11 protein-coding genes are annotated in these 15,414 nt (G+C 71.7%); 7 read left to right on the top strand and 4 right to left on the bottom strand.

Annotation, left to right across the window (positions count from 1 at the left end):
* The 3 genes from ACIBG4_RS25835 to ACIBG4_RS25825 form a co-directional block, all read left to right on the top strand.
* On the top strand, positions 1 to 486 hold a 486-nt coding region (locus ACIBG4_RS25835), incomplete at its 5' end, for a TCP-1/cpn60 chaperonin family protein (protein ID WP_397203993.1).
* Between the two features lie 130 nt (positions 487 to 616).
* Positions 617 to 1,534 carry an aldo/keto reductase gene (locus ACIBG4_RS25830; RefSeq protein ID WP_397203992.1) on the top strand — a complete coding sequence of 306 codons (918 nt, stop codon included), beginning with the start codon at positions 617 to 619 and terminating at the stop codon, positions 1,532 to 1,534.
* A 55-nt stretch (positions 1,535 to 1,589) separates the two neighbouring features.
* Positions 1,590 to 2,819 carry an MFS transporter gene (locus tag ACIBG4_RS25825; protein ID WP_397203991.1) on the top strand — a complete coding sequence of 410 codons (1,230 nt, stop codon included), beginning with the start codon at positions 1,590 to 1,592 and terminating at the stop codon, positions 2,817 to 2,819.
* A 157-nt stretch (positions 2,820 to 2,976) separates the two neighbouring features.
* Here ACIBG4_RS25825 and ACIBG4_RS25820 read toward each other — a convergent pair whose 3' ends face one another.
* Genes ACIBG4_RS25820 through ACIBG4_RS25805 form a run of 4 tightly spaced genes read right to left on the bottom strand, consistent with a single transcriptional unit; the run spans position 2,977 to position 7,676 of the window.
* A complete protein-coding gene (locus tag ACIBG4_RS25820; protein WP_397203990.1) occupies positions 2,977 to 4,677 on the bottom strand; it encodes an amylo-alpha-1,6-glucosidase in 1,701 nt (566 codons plus the stop codon).
* A gap of 3 nt (positions 4,678 to 4,680) precedes the next feature.
* Positions 4,681 to 5,487, bottom strand: coding sequence for a carbohydrate ABC transporter permease (locus ACIBG4_RS25815; protein WP_310712552.1), 807 nt, complete (start codon positions 5,485 to 5,487; stop codon positions 4,681 to 4,683).
* Positions 5,484 to 6,428, bottom strand: a complete 945-nt coding sequence (locus ACIBG4_RS25810; protein ID WP_397203989.1) for a carbohydrate ABC transporter permease — start codon at positions 6,426 to 6,428, stop codon at positions 5,484 to 5,486. Before ACIBG4_RS25810 ends, ACIBG4_RS25815 begins: the two co-directional genes overlap by 4 nt.
* Before the next feature lie 6 nt (positions 6,429 to 6,434).
* The gene (locus ACIBG4_RS25805; RefSeq protein WP_397203988.1) at positions 6,435 to 7,676 is read right to left on the bottom strand and encodes an extracellular solute-binding protein; all 1,242 of its coding nucleotides are present in this window, start codon (positions 7,674 to 7,676) and stop codon (positions 6,435 to 6,437) included.
* A 270-nt stretch (positions 7,677 to 7,946) separates the two neighbouring features.
* Between ACIBG4_RS25805 and ACIBG4_RS25800 the strand changes: the two genes are divergently transcribed.
* The 4 genes from ACIBG4_RS25800 (at position 7,947) to larC (ending at position 15,379) form a co-directional block, all read left to right on the top strand.
* On the top strand, positions 7,947 to 8,963 hold the full coding sequence (locus ACIBG4_RS25800) for a LacI family DNA-binding transcriptional regulator (RefSeq protein WP_397203987.1): 1,017 nt from the start codon (positions 7,947 to 7,949) through the stop codon (positions 8,961 to 8,963).
* 202 nt (positions 8,964 to 9,165) lie between these two features.
* Positions 9,166 to 12,822 (top strand): LamG-like jellyroll fold domain-containing protein, encoded by a 3,657-nt coding sequence (locus ACIBG4_RS25795; protein ID WP_397203986.1) that lies wholly within the window; start codon positions 9,166 to 9,168, stop codon positions 12,820 to 12,822.
* Positions 12,823 to 12,923: 101 nt separating this feature from the next.
* The gene (locus ACIBG4_RS25790; protein ID WP_397203985.1) at positions 12,924 to 14,153 is read left to right on the top strand and encodes a lactate racemase domain-containing protein; all 1,230 of its coding nucleotides are present in this window, start codon (positions 12,924 to 12,926) and stop codon (positions 14,151 to 14,153) included.
* A complete protein-coding gene (gene larC, locus ACIBG4_RS25785) occupies positions 14,150 to 15,379 on the top strand; it encodes a nickel pincer cofactor biosynthesis protein LarC (RefSeq protein ID WP_397203984.1) in 1,230 nt (409 codons plus the stop codon). Before ACIBG4_RS25790 ends, larC begins: the two co-directional genes overlap by 4 nt.
* Positions 15,380 to 15,414 lie beyond the last annotated feature (35 nt).

The raw sequence follows: 15,414 nt of genomic DNA, 5'->3' as shown, positions 1-15,414 counted from the left end.
GCCGCGACCGAGGTCGAGCTCAAGGAGCGCAAGCACCGCATCGAGGACGCCGTTCGCAACGCGAAGGCGGCCGTCGAGGAGGGCATCGTCCCCGGCGGTGGCGTGGCGCTGCTGCAGGCGGGCGCCAAGGCGTTCGACAAGCTGGAGCTGACGGGCGACGAGGCCACCGGTGCCGCGATCGTGCGCAAGGCTCTGGAGGAGCCGCTCAAGCAGATCGCCGTCAACGCCGGCCTCGAGGGCGGCGTCGTGGTGGAGAAGGTCCGCAACCTGACGCCGGGTGAGGGCCTCAACGCCGCCACGGGCGAGTACGTCGACATGTTCGCCTCGGGCATCATCGACCCGGCCAAGGTGACGCGCTCCGCGCTGCAGAACGCCGCCTCCATCGCGGCGCTCTTCCTCACCACCGAGGCCGTCATCGCCGAGAAGCCGGAGAAGAACCCCGCCGCTCCCGCCGGTATGCCCGGCGGCGGCGACATGGACTTCTAGCTCATCACGTGCGTCGCGGACGCGGGCGGGCGGACCTCCCGTGCCCCGGGATCCGCCCGCCGCGGCCTGCCGGCGTACGCCGAGCCCGGACGAAACTGCCAGAACGCCGAGACCGAAAGAGGACGATGACGTGACGCTGCCAACCGCGAAGCTCGGCAGGACCGGACTGCGGGCGAGCCGCCTCGGATACGGAGCGATGGAACTGCGCGGGCCGCAGGCGTGGGGCAGGCCGGTCAGCGACGACGAGGCCCGCACGGTGCTGAACACGGTCCTCGACTCGGGGGTGAATCTCATCGACACCTCGCCGGACTACGGCGACGCCGAGGAGCACATCGGCCGCTGGATCTCCCACCGGCGCGACGAGTTCATCCTCTCCAGCAAGTGCGGCTGCCCCCTCGCGGCGGCCGGCGACCCGCGGACGTTCCCGCCGCACGTCTACACGAGGGCGAACGTCCGTGCGTGCGTCGAGCAGAGCCTGCGCCGGATGCGCACCGACCATCTCGACATCCTGATGGTGCACATGAGCCCGAGCGTCGCGGTGATGCGGGCCGAGGAGACGATCGCCGAGATGCGGGCCCTTCAGGACGAGGGCGCGATCCGCTTCACCGGCATGTCAGGCGAGCTGCCCAACCTTCCGGAGCACATCGCGACCGGGGCGTTCGACGTCTTCCTCCTCCCCTACTCGGCGCTCGACCGCTCCCACGAGGAGCTCGTCGGCGCCGCCGCAGCGGCCGGCGCCGGAACGATCGCCCGCGGCTCGGTCGCCCGCCCGCTCACGGCCCCGCCCGAGGCCATGCCGGAGCCGATGCGCCGGCCGCTCGCCGACCGCCACGCGCGACTGGCCGCCGCCGGCCTGGACGATCTGGCCGACGGCGCCTCGACGATGGAGCTCCTGCTCCGCTTCATCCTCAGTCACCGGGATCTGGACTCGGTGATCGTCGGCTCGGCCCAGGTCGCGCACGTGCGGGCCAACGTCGCAGCCGCCCGGAAGGGCCCGCTCCCGGCGGACGTGTACGACGAGCTGCGGGACCGCCTCGGCACGGGGTGAGAGTGCGGCCGGTCCCCCGTCGGGCCGGCTCAAGGCCCCGGTGGATGATGTCCGGGTGACATTCCAGGCGAACGGCAGCAGACGCATGCCCGTCGGGCTCATCGCGCTCACCCTCGGCAGTTTCGGGATCGGCCTGACCGAGTTCGTGATCGCGGGCCTGCTTCCGCAGGTGAGCCGGAGCCTGGCCGTGTCCGAAGCCGCGGCGGGGTGGCTGATCTCCGGATACGCGCTGAGCGTCGCGGTCGGCGCGATCGTGGTGACCGCCGCCACCAGCGCACTGTCCCGCAAGGCGGTCCTCGTCGGACTGGTGGCGCTGTTCGTCGTCGGCAATCTCCTCTCCGCCATCGCGTCGGGCTACTCGATGATGCTGCTCGGACGCGTCGTCGCCGCCCTGTGTCACGGCTCGTTCTTCGGCCTCGGCTCGCTCGTCGCGCGGCGGATGGTTCCGGCGGAGCGGGCGTCGAGGGCGGTGGCGGTGATGTTCGCCGGGTTGACACTCGCGAACGTCCTGGGCGTGCCGTTCGGTGCCCTGGTCGGCGAACGCTGGGGCTGGCGGGCCACGTTCTGGGCGATCACCGCGATCGGCGTGATCGCGCTGATCGCCATCGCGGCGCTGGTGCCGCACTGGGCGGGCGCGGTGGACCGCGGGCATCCCTCGACGGCTTCCGGCCTGAGCGACCTGCGTGTCCAGCTACGCGCGTTCCGCTCCGCGCAGGTCTGCCTGACGCTGGCGGCCACCGCGCTCGGTTACGGAGGGATGTTCGGCGCGTTCAGCTACATCGCGTACACCTTCACCCGGATCACCGGCTTCTCCAGCGCCGACGTCGCCTGGCTGCTCGTCGTGTACGGGAGCGGGCTGGTGATCGGGAACATGGCCGGCGGGCGGGCCGCGGACGGCAACCGGGACCGCACGCTGATCGTCTCCCTGGCCGGCCTCGCCGTCACGCTGACCGCGTTCGGGCTGCTGGCCGGCAGTCCCGTCGCCGCGGTGGTGCTGGTCTTCCTGCTGGGCCTGTTCGGGTTCGCCGGCGTTCCCGGCATGATCACCCGCGTCACCGACTACGCGAACGGGGCCCCGCTGGCCGCCAGCGCCAACGTGTCGGCCTCGAACGTCGGGAACGCCCTGGGGGCCTGGCTCGGCGGCCTGGCCATCAGCGCCGGCCTCGGCTACACCGCTCCGCTGTACGTCGGCGCCGTCGTCGTCCTGGCCGGGCTCGTCGTGATGACGATCAGCGCGCGACGAGCAGCGGCCCAGGCTCCGGCGGATTTGCTAAGGCTCCGCTGACGGCAACACCCGGACCCCGACCCGCCCGGCCGTGCGGCCAGGACCGCCGTCCTGGCCGCGTCCGCCGGCGCCTTCGTCACGTCACCACCGGTCGGCGGCACCTGACGGGAACCGGACGCACCTGATCGGGACGGCCGTCCCCGGCCTGGTCATCCGGTCAGGCCGGGCGACGGCGGCGCCGCTCGTGGGCGGCGGCGAGGATCAGGTAGGCGCTGGCCGTCCACGTGTAGGCACGGTCGCGGAGCCCTTCGCCGGTGCGGGCGTCGAAGTTCTCGGCGAACCCGGACCGCTCGCACAGCCTGCGGAAGCGGGCGCTGATGTCGTCGGCCAGCGCGGTGTGGCCGGCACGGCGCAGCCCGTCCTCGATGAGGACGGTCGAGGGCGCCCAGATCGGGCCGCGCCAGTAGCCGTCGTCCTGGTAGTGCTCCGAGGAAGGGTGCTCGGTGGCGGGGCCGAACGTGGTCAGGTGCTCCTGGACCCGTGCGGCGAGCGCCGTGTGCACGGCCTCCGGGAGTTCGTCGCCGAGCACGATCGGCATGAGGTCGAGCAGGCTGGAGCTGGCCCAGGTCCTGCCGGAGTGCGCGCCGCGGGCGACGAACCGCTCCCCCGTCCACAGCTCGGCGAGCAGCGCGTCGCGCATCCGGTCGGCGGCGCCGGACCAGTGGGCCGCCGCGGCCGGATCCGGTGCGCGCCGGGCCAGCTCGCGCAGCTGCAGGACGAGGAAGGCGGCCAGGTCGGCGGTCTCGACGACGCGCTCGGGGTCGAAGGTGGTGGCGTTGTCCCAGCCGCTGTCGTTGCCGTGCTGGTAGTGCGGCAGCTCGTGGCCGGGGACGCGGCGGGCCTCCAGCCAGAAGGCGGTCCAGCGTTCCAGGAGCCGGTAGGTCTCCTCCGGCTCGTCCGCCGGCGGGAGGTGGCGCAGGGTCCAGCCGTGAATGGGAGGTTTGACGAAGTTGTAGAGGATCTCGGAGTGGGTGACGGAGTCGGGCAGCGCACCGGCGGCGTCCTGGTGGTCGAAGGGCAGCCGGAACTGGTCCCACGCCATCTCGGGCAGCCCGCCGCCCAGGGCGATGGCGTTGAAGCAGTGGTCCCAGCTCCACACCTTGTCCATCCAGTGCTTGGACATCAGCACGGCCGGTCGGGTGACGAATCCGGCCGGCCGTACGGTGGCCGACCACAGGACGTAGGCGGCCAGCTCGGCGGCGGGCGTGGCGTCGCTGCGCCAGGGGGCGACCGCCTCGGCGAAGACGTCGAACTCGGCGCGTGCCGCCTTGACCACCTGCTCGAAGGTGTCGGTGCCGGCGTAGGGAGCGCGGGCGGTCTCGTACTCCTCGATGGCGATCTCCCAGTCGCCCAGCAGCGTGACACCGCGTTCGGCGGTGCCGAGCGCCTGCGCGCCGAGCGCCTCGGCCTGTCCGCCGAGCACGGTGATCCGGTAGCGGCGTCCGGTCTGGTAGACGGTGAAGACGAACGATCCGTCGACGGGATCGCTGTAGAAGTACGGGCCGCTGAAGGGCGTCAGCACGGGGTCGGCGGCCAGCAGCCGCAGTCCGAGCCCCCGTCCGCGCAGCCGCACCGTGTCGGCGCTGTCGTAGGCGAGGTCGATCCGGCCGTCGTCGCGGCTCCAGGTGAGCTGGTGCGGGGTGGCGGTGACGTCGCTCTCGGCGGTGGGGGCCAGCCGCAGGATCGGGTGCATGCCGGTCTGGTGGGAGACCAGGTGCACGTCCTGGGCATAGGTGTGTTCGGCGATCACCGGCGAGAAGCCGAACCAGGAGCCCCGATGACTGAACGGGATGTCCCGCAGGGAGAACACCGGGCCTGAGGCGGCGACGGTCATGAAGAGGGGGTCCCTTCTTTTCACAGGTCAGTCCTTGACGGCGCCCGCGGTGACGCCGGCGGCGACGTAGCGCTGGGCGACGATGAGCAGCAGGGTGGCCGGGACGGAGGCCACGACGGCGGTGGCCATGATGGCGTTCCACTCCTGGTTGTTGTTGCCGATGTAGTGGTAGATGCCGAGCGTGATCGGCTGGTGGTCGCCGCCCTGGTCCAGGGTGGAGGCGAAGACGAAGTCCGACCACGCCCACAGGAACGCGAACAGCGACACGGTGATGAGCGAGTTGCGGGAGACGGGCAGCACGATCGAGACGAACGTGCGCACCACCCCGGCGCCGTCGGTGCGGGCGGCCTGCAGCAGCTCCTCGGGGATGCCGGACATGAACGTGGTCAGGATCAGCACCGCGAACGGCACCGCGAGGGTGGAGTCGGCCACGATCAGCCCGGGGACGGTGTTGAGCACGCCGGTGGTGAGGAAGATGGCGTAGAAGCCCATCGCCATGATGATGCCGGGGATCATCTGCGCGATGAGCAGCACGAAGCTCAGCGCTCCCCCGCCGCGCGGTCGCAGCTTGGCCAGGGAGTACGCGGCGGGCGCCGCGAGCAGCAGGGTCAGCGCCACCGTGCCGAGCCCGACGACCAGGCTCACGCCCAGGTACGGGAGCTGCTGGCCGAGGACCGCGCGGTAGCCGTCCAGGGTGCCGTTGACGGGGAAGAGGTTCGGCGGGCTCTTGCGCATGTCGGTGTCGCGGGTGAACGACACGTTGATCATCCAGTAGACCGGGAACAGCATGACGCCCGTCAGCACCAGACCGATGCACGTTCTGAGGTGTCTCATGCCGGGGACTGCCTTCGCTGCGTGCGGATGTAGACCAGCCCGAACACCAGAGCCATCACGATCAGCAGGTTGCCCACCGCCGCGCCGGGGCCGAAGGAGGGCACCAGGTTGCCGAACCCGAGCCGGTAGGACCAGGTGGCGAACGTGGTGGAGGACCCGCTCGGCCCGCCCTTCGTCATGATCCAGATGATGTCGAACACCTTCAGCGTGTAGACCAGGCCGAGCAGCAGCGTGATCGCCGAGACGGGCCGCAGCAGCGGGAAGGTCACCCGCCAGAACCGCTGCCATCCGTTCGCGCCGTCCAGCGCGGCGGCCTCGTAGATGGCCGGTGAGATGCCCTGCAGCCCGGAGTACAGCACCACGAGGTTGAACGGGATGCCGATCCAGACGTTGGCGATGATGACCGACCACAGCGACCAGTCGGGCGAGGTCAGCCAGTTCACCGGCCCTGCCCCGAGCAGGCTCAGCATGGCGTTGACCACGCCGGAGTCGCTGTTGAGCATCCATGACCAGGTCGAGGCCGACACGATCAGCGGCAGCAGCCACGGCACCAGGAACAGCGCCCGCAGCGTGGCCGACAGCCGGAAGTTCCTGACGAAGAACAGCGCCAGGGCCAGCCCGATGGTGAACTGGAAGGCCAGCGACACCACGGTGAAGAGCACGGTGTGCCACAGTGCCGGGCCGAAAGTCGCGTCGGCGAAGACCTTGGCGTAGTTGGCGAACCCGGCGAACGGCGCGTCCCCCTGCACGAAGGAGCGCACGGTGTAGTTGCGCAGGCTCAGCTCGACGTTGCGACAGAGCGGGTAGGCGTAGAAGACCAGCAGGTAGACGACGACCGGGGCCAGGAACGCCCACGCCGCCCACTGACCCGACCGGCCCCGCCCCGTCGCCGGGACGCCGGCGGGGGCGGGGCGGACCTGCGTCTGTGTGACTCGGTTCATCGCGGGTTACTGCGTCGCGCTCGCCGCGGCCGTCTGTGCCGAGGCCATCGCCTCCTGCGGAGGCTTCGACCCGCTCAGCGCGGCCTGCACCGCGCCCCACATCGGCTCGGAGATCTTCGGGTACTTGGTGCCGAGATCGTCACTGGTGCGACCCTTGGCCGCCTTGACCGCGTCCACCCACACCCGCAGCTCCGGGGCGGCGGAGACCTGCTTGGCCTGCACCGCCTCGGTGGGCGCGATGTAGGACAGGGTGGTCGTGGTGCTCAGCGAGTTGTCGGTGCTGGTCAGGCAGGCCACCAGCTTCTGCGAGGCGACGTAGCGGGCGGTGTCGGACTGCACCGGGATGCTGACGAACTCCCCGCCGGTCGGCGCCGGCGCGGTGCCGCCGTCCTTGCCCGGGATCGCGATGATGCCGTACGCGAAGCCGGTCTTCTTGGCGTTGGCCAGTTGCCAGGTGCCGTTCTCGGCGAAGGCGAAATCACCGCCGGCGAACTCCTGCCAGCTGGTGGTCTGCGTGTTGTTGATGACGGAGTTGGGTGCGTAGCCCTTCTTCAGCCAGTCGCGCCACAGGGTCACCGCCGCGACGCCCTCGGGCGAGTCGAGCTTGGTGAGGGTCGCACCGGAGCCCCAGAACCAGGGTAGGAACTGGAAGCTGCCCTCCTCGGTGCCGATCGCCGAGAACGTGATGCCCTTCTTCCCGGCCGCCTTCACCTTCTCCAGCGCGGCGGTCAGCGACGCCCAGTCCTTGACGCCGGCGGGGTCCACCCCGGCCTTCGTCAGGACGTCCTTGTTGTAGTACAGCGCCAGGGTGTTGGCGCCGATCGGCACGCCGTAGGTCTTGCCGCCGCTCTGCCCGGCCGCCAGCAGGTTGGGCGCCAGAGCGGAGACGTCCAGCTTGTTCTCCTCGGTCGTCGTCAGCACCCCGGCCTCGGCCAGCGTGGAGACGACCGGGTTGTCCACGATCAGCACGTCCGGCGAGTTGCCCTGCTGGGCCGCCAGCAGGGCCTTGTTGGTCAGGTCGCTGGTGTCGTAGCCGGTCCGTTCGACGGTCACCCCGGCCTGGGTGCCGCACGCCTGGAGCAGCTTCACCCACTCCGAGCTCTTGTCGTACTGCGGATAGGGGTCCCAGATCGTGTAGGCGCCGCCGCCCGCGGCGGTCCGGCCGGCGCTCGCCGAGCCGCCGCCGTCAGACGATGACGACGAGCAGGCCGCCAGTCCACCGGCGGCGGCCAGGACCGCCAGACTCATGCCGGCCGCGCGCCGGCCCCTTGACGCTGAACTCATTTGGCGTGACCTCCGCAGCGTTACGCGGCTGTTCTCGGGCCGCGGTCGAACCGATTCGGCGAATCGGTTCGACCGAACATAGGCCCGGCCTGTCGTGTGCGTCAATGGGCTGGGAGGCACGGTGTGCGGTCCGTGACACATCCCCGTCACGGACCCCGGGAGGGAAGGGCCGCGGCGTGAAACGATTCGACCTACGATGGTCTCCGGCCGACTGCCAGACTGAGGAGCGCGCGGGTGAACATCGGGGAGATCGCCAAGCGGGCAGGTGTGTCACGCAGCACCGTGTCGTACGCGCTCACCGGCAAGCGCCCCGTGTCCGAGGGGACCAAGCGGCGCATCCAGGCGGTGATCGACGAGCTGGGCTACCGGCCCAACGCCACCGCCAGGGCGCTGAAGGAAGGCCGCACCCGCACGATCGGCCTGGTCATCCCGCCCGCCGGCCGGCGCCTGACCGACATGCAGCTGGGCTTCGTGGCCAGCGTGGTCGACGCCGCCGCCCGCGCCGACCTCGACGTCCTGCTGTCGCCCTCGGGCGGCGAGCACGACCGCTCCTTCGAACGCGTCGTCACCGGCCGGCGCGTGGACGGCGTCATCCTCATGGAGATCCGGCTCGAGGACGACCGCGTCGCCCGCCTGAACGGCGCCGGCATGCCGTTCGTCGGCATCGGCCACACCAGCCATCCGGAGGAGATGTCCTGGGTGGACCTCGACTACGAGACGCTCATCGCCTCCTGCGTGCACCACCTGGCCGACCTCGGCCACCGGGACGTGGCCCTGGTCAACCGCAACGCCGAGCTGGTCGCCGCCGGTTACGGACCCGGCCACCGCGCCCAGGCCGGTTTCGACCGCGCGCTCGCCGAGCGCGGGCTGCGCGGCGTGCGGGTCTGCTCCGGGGACGACGCCCAGGCCGGGCAGGCGTGTGTCGAGCGGCTGCTGGCCGAGCACCCGGAGTTGACCGCCATCGCCACCATCAACGAGGCCGCCGTCGCCGGCATGTACCGAGCGCTGGCCGGAGCGGGCCTGGCCGTGCCCGCGCACTTCTCCGTCGCCGGCGTCGCCGCCCGGCACTGGGCCGAGAACCTGCACCCGCCGCTGACCGCCGCCGACGTGCCCGCCGATGACATGGGCGCGCACGCGGTCGAGCTGCTCCTCCAGCGCATCGCCGACCCGCTCGCCCCGCATCGCCGTCTTCTGCTCACCCCGCCGATCTCGCTGCGCGGCACGACCGGACCCGCCCGGCACCGCCCCTGACCCGGCACCGCCCCTGACCCGGGGACACGGCGGACCCGACTCCCGGCCCGACGCACGGCCGTGCGTGTCGGCGGCACGGCCCCGGCGTGTCGGCGGTGTTTCGGGCTCTTGACCGCTCCGCGGCATGACGCCTATCGTCCAGTCGAATCGATTCGCCGAATCGATTCGACTACTCCCCCGCACCCCCCGAAGGGGAAAGCGCATGGCACCTCCCTTGTCCCGGCGGACTTTCGGCCGCAAGCCGCACACCGCCCTCGCCACCGCCACCGCCCTCGCCACCGCCCTCACGCTGACCGTCCTCACCACGACCGCGATCCCGGCGGCCGCCCTGCCGGCCGCCGCCGCCGGCCCGGCACTCGTCCTGCACTACGACTTCGAAGGCGACCTGTCGAGCGGCACCGTCGAGGACCGATCCCCCTCAGGGCTGGACGGGACGCTGGTCAACCCCGGCTCGGCCACCACCGCCGCCGGCGCCGACGGCACGCAGGCGCTGTCCCTGCCCGGCGGCGCGAACGGCTCGGCCACCGCCCCCTACGTGACGATTCCGGGCGGCCTGTTCCGCGACCGCCACGCCATGACGATCTCCACCTGGCTCAGCTGGGACGGCGGGCCCGACTTCCAGTGGGTCTACAACCTCGGCAAGGACGCCGGCACCGCCACCTTCGTGACCCCGTCCTTCGCCGGCGACGCCACCACCCGCTCCTCCATCAAGCCGGTCAACGGCAGCGTCGAAGTCGGCGTCCCCGGCACGCAGAAGCTGCCCACCGGCCGATGGGTCAACCTCGTCACCACCATCGACGGCAGGACCCTCACCTACTACGTCAACGGCGCGGCCATCGGCAGCACCGCCGCCCAGATCGACCTGGCGGCGGTGATGCACGCCGACGGCAACACCACCTCCGGCTTCCTGGGCAAGGCGTTCTGGGGCGGCCACCCGTTCCTGGCCGGCGACCTGGACGACTTCCGCGTCTACGACGCCGCCATGAGCCCCGAGCAGGTCGCCGAGCTGGCCGGTGACCACCTGGCCACGCTGAAGAAGATGGAGCGGACCTCCTTCGGCGTCACCACCTACACCGGCATCGCGCCCGACCTGCCCAAGACCGCCACCGCCGAGTTCTCCGACGGCATCCGCCGCGGCGTGGCGGTCACCTGGGACCCGATCGACCCGGCACGGTACGCCGAGCCCGGCCAATTCACGGTCAAGGGCAGCGCGTACGGCACCCCGGTCGAGGCCACCGTCAAGGTGATCGCCAACAACCTCACCGTCGATCTGGGCGCCCCGACCGGGCCCTTCCACGGCGGCGCGTCCGGCACGCTGTATGGCGTCTACGGCGAAGGCGTCCCCACGGGCAACCTGCTGGAGGGCATGGGGCTGCGCACCGTGTCGACCAAGGCCCAGGACGGCCCGCAACACCCCGGCGCCGACGCGCTGGAGGTGGTCAAGCCGCTGGCCGACGCCACCGACGGCGACGTGTACATCTACATGACCGACATCTACCGCGGCTTCCCCTACCAGTGGCCCGGCGACACCCCCGAGGAGCGGCTGAACGACTACAAGGCCAAGATCGCCAAGCAGGTCGACCAGGTCCGCAAGCTCGACCCGAAATATCAAGACAACGTCGTCTTCGTGCCGTTCAATGAGCCCGAGGGCAACATGTTCGGCAGCGGCTCGTGGAGCTACAACAACGTCAGCTGGCTCGCCGATCCCCAGTACTTCTTCAAAGCCTGGGACGAGGTCAACGCGCTGATCAAGGGCAGGATGCCGAACTCCAGGATCGCCGGCCCCAACACCAGCTGGCTCTACGACGGCGTCAAGGGCTTCCTGCGGCACACGGCGCAGGCCGGCACCGCTCCCGAGGTCGTCACCTGGCACGAGCTGTCCGAACCGGCCCACATCCGCAGCGCCGTCGCCACGTACCGGCAGTGGGAGCAGGCCGCTTTCGACGGCACCGCCTACGCGGGCAAGCGGTTGCCGATCAACCTCAACGAGTACGCGCACAACTACCACACCTCGGTGCCCGGCCAGATGATCCAGTGGGCCTCGGCCATCGAGGAGTCGAAGGTCGACGCCGACATCGCGTACTGGAACATCGACGGCAACCTGTCCGACTCCGCCGTCCAGGCCAACCGCGGCAACGGCCAGTGGTGGCTGCTGAACGCCTACAGCCGGTTGTCCGGCGACACCGTCAAGGTCACGCCGCCGCGCCCGGACGTCAGCTACACCCTGCAGGGCGTCGCCACCCTGGACAGGGCCAAGGCGCAGGCCCGTGCCCTGTTCGGCGGCACCTCGGGCAAGGCCGGCGTCCGCTTCGACCACGTGGACACCAGACTGTTCGGCGGCACCGTGCACGCTCTGGTCCAGGAGATCCCGTGGACCGGCCAGGTGGGCGACTCGGCCCAGCCGGACGTCGTCGCCGAGCTCGACCAGCAAGTGAGCGACGGCTCGGTGGCCTTCGCCTTCGGCGACGTGCTGCCGCAGCTGAAGGAGTCCTCGGCCTACCAGATCATCCTCACCCCCGGCCGCAACGCCACCTCCCCCGCCAAGGCGACCAAGCTGTGGCAGAGCACCTACGAGGCCGAGGACGCGGCGCACACCGGAAGCGCCTACCGGCGCGAAGGTCCCCAGGGCTCGCCCGACGACGTCGGCCGGTACTACACCTCCGGCCGTCACGACGTCGGCGGCCTGCGCACCGGCTCCGACCTGACGCTCGACGTCAAGGTCTCGGTGCCGCGGGACGGCACCTACGACCTGTCGGTCTTCGCCAACTCCCAGAACACCGCCGACGCCGTCAAGGAGCAGGGGCCCACCAACGTCTTCCTCCGCGTGGACGGCAAGGCCGAGCAGGAGCTCCACCTGCCCCTGGGCTACCGCTGGCTGGTCTGGGACCACGCCGACACGAAGGTCGAGCTGACCAAGGGCGAGCACGTCGTCACCCTGGCCACCAGGAGCCTCGACGGCACCCGTTCCACGAAGGGCGACGCACTCATCGACAAGATCGACCTGTCGCTGGCCAATCCGGCGGCGGACGAGACGATCTACGAGGCCGAGTACGCCACCCTCAAGGGCGCCGGCACCGACTACACCCGCAAGAAGGTCTCCGGGTCCGGCGTGGCGACGGTCTCCAAGGACCAGACGGCCACCTTCTGGGTCTACTCCCCCGATGACGGCGAATCCACCCTGAACGTCGACACCCAGGGCGGCGGCCGAGGCCTGCTGGACGTCAACGGCCGGCGCCTCACCGGCGTCAGCGCCGACACCACGGTGAAGGCGTTCCTGTCCGGAGGCGTCAACAAGATCACTGTCACGGGCCAGGCCGGCAAGCTGGCGCTGGACCGCCTGCGCGTCACCGACACCGACGGGACGCTCAAGCCCGTCCGGTACGAGGCCGAGGCCGCCCGCCTCGCCGGCACGGCCAGGGTCATCGCCCACCCGCTGGCCGGCGGCGGCAAGGCCGTCACCGATGTCGGCGGCGCTCCCGGCAACGCCAACACCCTCACCTTCGACGTCACCGCCCCGGCCGACGGCACGTACGCGCTGACCGTCCGCTACGCCAACCCCGAGCAGTCCCCCGCCTCCCACTACAATCCCGACCCGCTGGCCCGCCACGCCGAGATCTCCGTCAACGGCGCCCAGCCCCGGCGGACCTGGTTCCCCCATTCCTTCCACGCGGGCAACTTCTGGGAGCTGAGCGTCCCGGTTCAGCTCAGGAAGGGAGCCAACACCGTCACCTTCGCCTCCCAGGAGCTGCCGAGCTTCGACGGCGGCACCTACATCTCCGACACCTTCCCCGACATCCTGCTCCGCTCGAAGTACGCCCCGATCGTCGACAGGATCGCGGTGACGCCGATCGCCAGGTAGCTTCCGCAGGTACTCGGAACCGGCCCTCGTCGCCATCCGTCTCGCCCTGGTCGCCCCCGCCGGCTTGCGCCCGCGGGGGCGGCCGTGGTCGTCTGGCCTCCATGACGTACCGGATCGGAGGGCCTGACGCCGTCCTCACCGAGGAGCGGATCAGGAGCTTCGTCGCCGAGCGGCTGGCGGAGGAGGATCTGGACGGCCGCAGCGTGTGCCTGGTGGTGCCCGACGGCACCCGGAGCTGCCCGCTGCCGTTGCTGCTGTCGGCGGTGCACGAGGCGCTGCACGGCCGGGTCTCCCGGCTGACCGTGCTGGTCGCGCTCGGCACGCACGCGCCGATGGGCGAGGCCGAGCTGGCCGCGCACGTTCCGCCGTTGCCGGGGATGACGGTGCTCAACCACGCGTGGTGGGAGCCGTCCACGTTCGTCTCGCTCGGCACGATCGGCGCCGACCGGGTCGGCGAGCTGTCCGGCGGGCTGCTGCGTCACGAGGTGGACGTACGGCTGAACCGGGCGGTCGTGGAGCACGACGTGGCGCTGGTGATCGGGCCGGTCTTCCCGCACGAGGTGGTGGGGTTCTCCGGCGGCGACAAGTACTTCTTCCCCGGCGTGGCGGGGGCCGACATCATCGACCTGTCGCACTGGCTGGGCGCCCTCATCACCAGCGCCGACATCATCGGCACGCGCGGCGTCACCCCGGTGCGCGCGCTCATCCACGAGGCGGCCTCGCTCATCCCCGCCCGCCGGCTGGCGCTGTGCGTCGTCGTGCGGTCCGGCTCCGACGAGCTGCACGCCATGGCGTACGGGCCGCCGCAGCGGGCGTGGGCGGCGGCGGCCGAGGTGTCCTCCGAGGTCCACGTGCGCTACCTGGACGCGCCCGTGCGCAGGGTGCTGTCGCTGATCCCGGCCAAGTACGACGACATGTGGACCGCCGCCAAGGGCTTCTACAAGCTGGAGCCCGTCGTCGCCGACGGCGGCGAGGTCGTCCTGTACGCGCCCCACGTCACGACGATCTCCGCGATGCACCCCGAGATCGAGCAGATCGGCTACCACTGCCGCGACTACTTCACCCGGCAGTGGGACCGCTTCAAGCACCTGCACTGGGGCGTGCTGGCCCACTCCACGCACCTGCGCGGCGCGGGCACCTACGACGAGGAGCACGGCGAGCGCTGCCGGGTGACCGTCACCCTGGCCACCGGCATCCCCGAGGACGTCGTGCGACGGGCGAACCTCGGCTACCTCGACCCGGCAGAGGTCGACGTCGAGGCGTTCGCCGCCGACCCGGAGACGCTGGTCGTGCCCCAGGCGGGCGAGGTCCTCTACCGGCTGCGCCGATGAGGCACGCGTGGATCGACGCCTCGGCGGGCGTCGCCGGGGACATGCTGCTGGGCGCGCTGCTCGACGCCGGCGCCCGGCTGGAGACGGTACGGGCCGCCGTCGAGGCCGTCGTGCCGGGGCAGGTGCGTCTCGGCCGGGAACAGGTCACCCGTGCGGGGCTGCGCGCGACGCGGGCCCACGTCACGCCGGCCGGCCACGGGCATCACCGCACCTGGCGCGACATCCGCCTGCTTCTCACCCGGGCCGAGCCGGCGGAGCCGGTGCGGGAGAACGCGCTGGCGGTCTTCGCCGAGCTCGCCCGGGCCGAGGCGCACGTCCACGGCATCGAGGCCGACGAGGTGCACTTCCACGAGGTGGGCGCCTGGGACTCCATCGCCGACGTGGTCGGTGTCTGCGCGGCCCTCCACGACCTGGATGTGAGCGAGGTGAGCGCCGGGCCGGTGGCGGTGGGCTCCGGGCGGGTGGTCACGGCGCACGGGGAGCTGCCCGTGCCCGTCCCGGCGGTCGCCGAGCTCGCCGCCGGCTGGCGGATCCACGCCGGTGGCCAGGGCGAGCTGGCCACGCCCACCGGCATGGCGCTGGTCACCACGCTGGCCCGGGAGTGCACGGAGCTGCCGCCCATGCGGCTGGAGGCCACGGGCGTCGGCGCGGGCGCCCGTGACACGCCCGGCCGGGCCAACGTCGTACGGGTGCTCGTCGGCGCCCCCGGGGCCGGTCCCGCCGAGGCCGTGGTCCCGGCGGAGGCCGTGGTCCTGGAGGCCAACGTGGACGACCTGGACCCGCGCGTGTGGCCGAGCGTCCTGTCCGCCCTCATGGAGGCGGGCGCGTCGGACGCCTGGCTGGTGCCCATCCTCATGAAGAAGGGCCGCCCCGCCCACACGCTGAGCGTGCTGTCCCCTCCCGGGCACGCGGACGAGCTCCGCGCGGCCATGTTCCACCTGACCACGACCCTGGGCGTCCGGGAGCGGACGGTCCGCAAGACCGCGCTCGAACGCGGCTGGGTGCACGTGGACGCGCTCGGCGCCCGGCTGCCGGTCAAGGTGGGCCACCGGGACGGCGTCGTGGTGCAGGCCACGCCGGAGTACGAGCCCGCCGCCCGGCTGGCGGCCGAACGGGGCCTGCCGGTGCGGACGGTGCTCGACGCCGCCGTGGCCGCGGCGTGGACGGCGGGACTCGCCCCCGGCCGGTCCGTTCCCCGCGATCTGCGCCCGCATCCGTCCCTGTGACCCGCCGACGCCGGCGGAGGCGGCAGGTGGCGATG

This window comes from Nonomuraea sp. NPDC050383 (genome assembly GCF_044459125.1).
Classification (GTDB): Bacteria; Actinomycetota; Actinomycetes; order Streptosporangiales; family Streptosporangiaceae; genus Nonomuraea.
The sequence above is the reverse complement of the archived record's forward strand: the minus strand, read 5'-3'. Positions and strand labels throughout refer to the sequence as shown.

Coding starts and splice junctions, on each gene's coding strand:
- ACIBG4_RS25790 (WP_397203985.1), top strand. CDS start 12,924: ATGACGTACCGGATCGGAGGGCCTGACGCCGTCCTCACCGAGGAGCGG.
- ACIBG4_RS25810 (WP_397203989.1), bottom strand. CDS start 6,428: ATGAACCGAGTCACACAGACGCAGGTCCGCCCCGCCCCCGCCGGCGTC.
- larC (WP_397203984.1), top strand. CDS start 14,150: ATGAGGCACGCGTGGATCGACGCCTCGGCGGGCGTCGCCGGGGACATG.
- ACIBG4_RS25805 (WP_397203988.1), bottom strand. CDS start 7,676: ATGAGTCTGGCGGTCCTGGCCGCCGCCGGTGGACTGGCGGCCTGCTCG.
- ACIBG4_RS25815 (WP_310712552.1), bottom strand. CDS start 5,487: ATGAGACACCTCAGAACGTGCATCGGTCTGGTGCTGACGGGCGTCATG.
- ACIBG4_RS25795 (WP_397203986.1), top strand. CDS start 9,166: ATGGCACCTCCCTTGTCCCGGCGGACTTTCGGCCGCAAGCCGCACACC.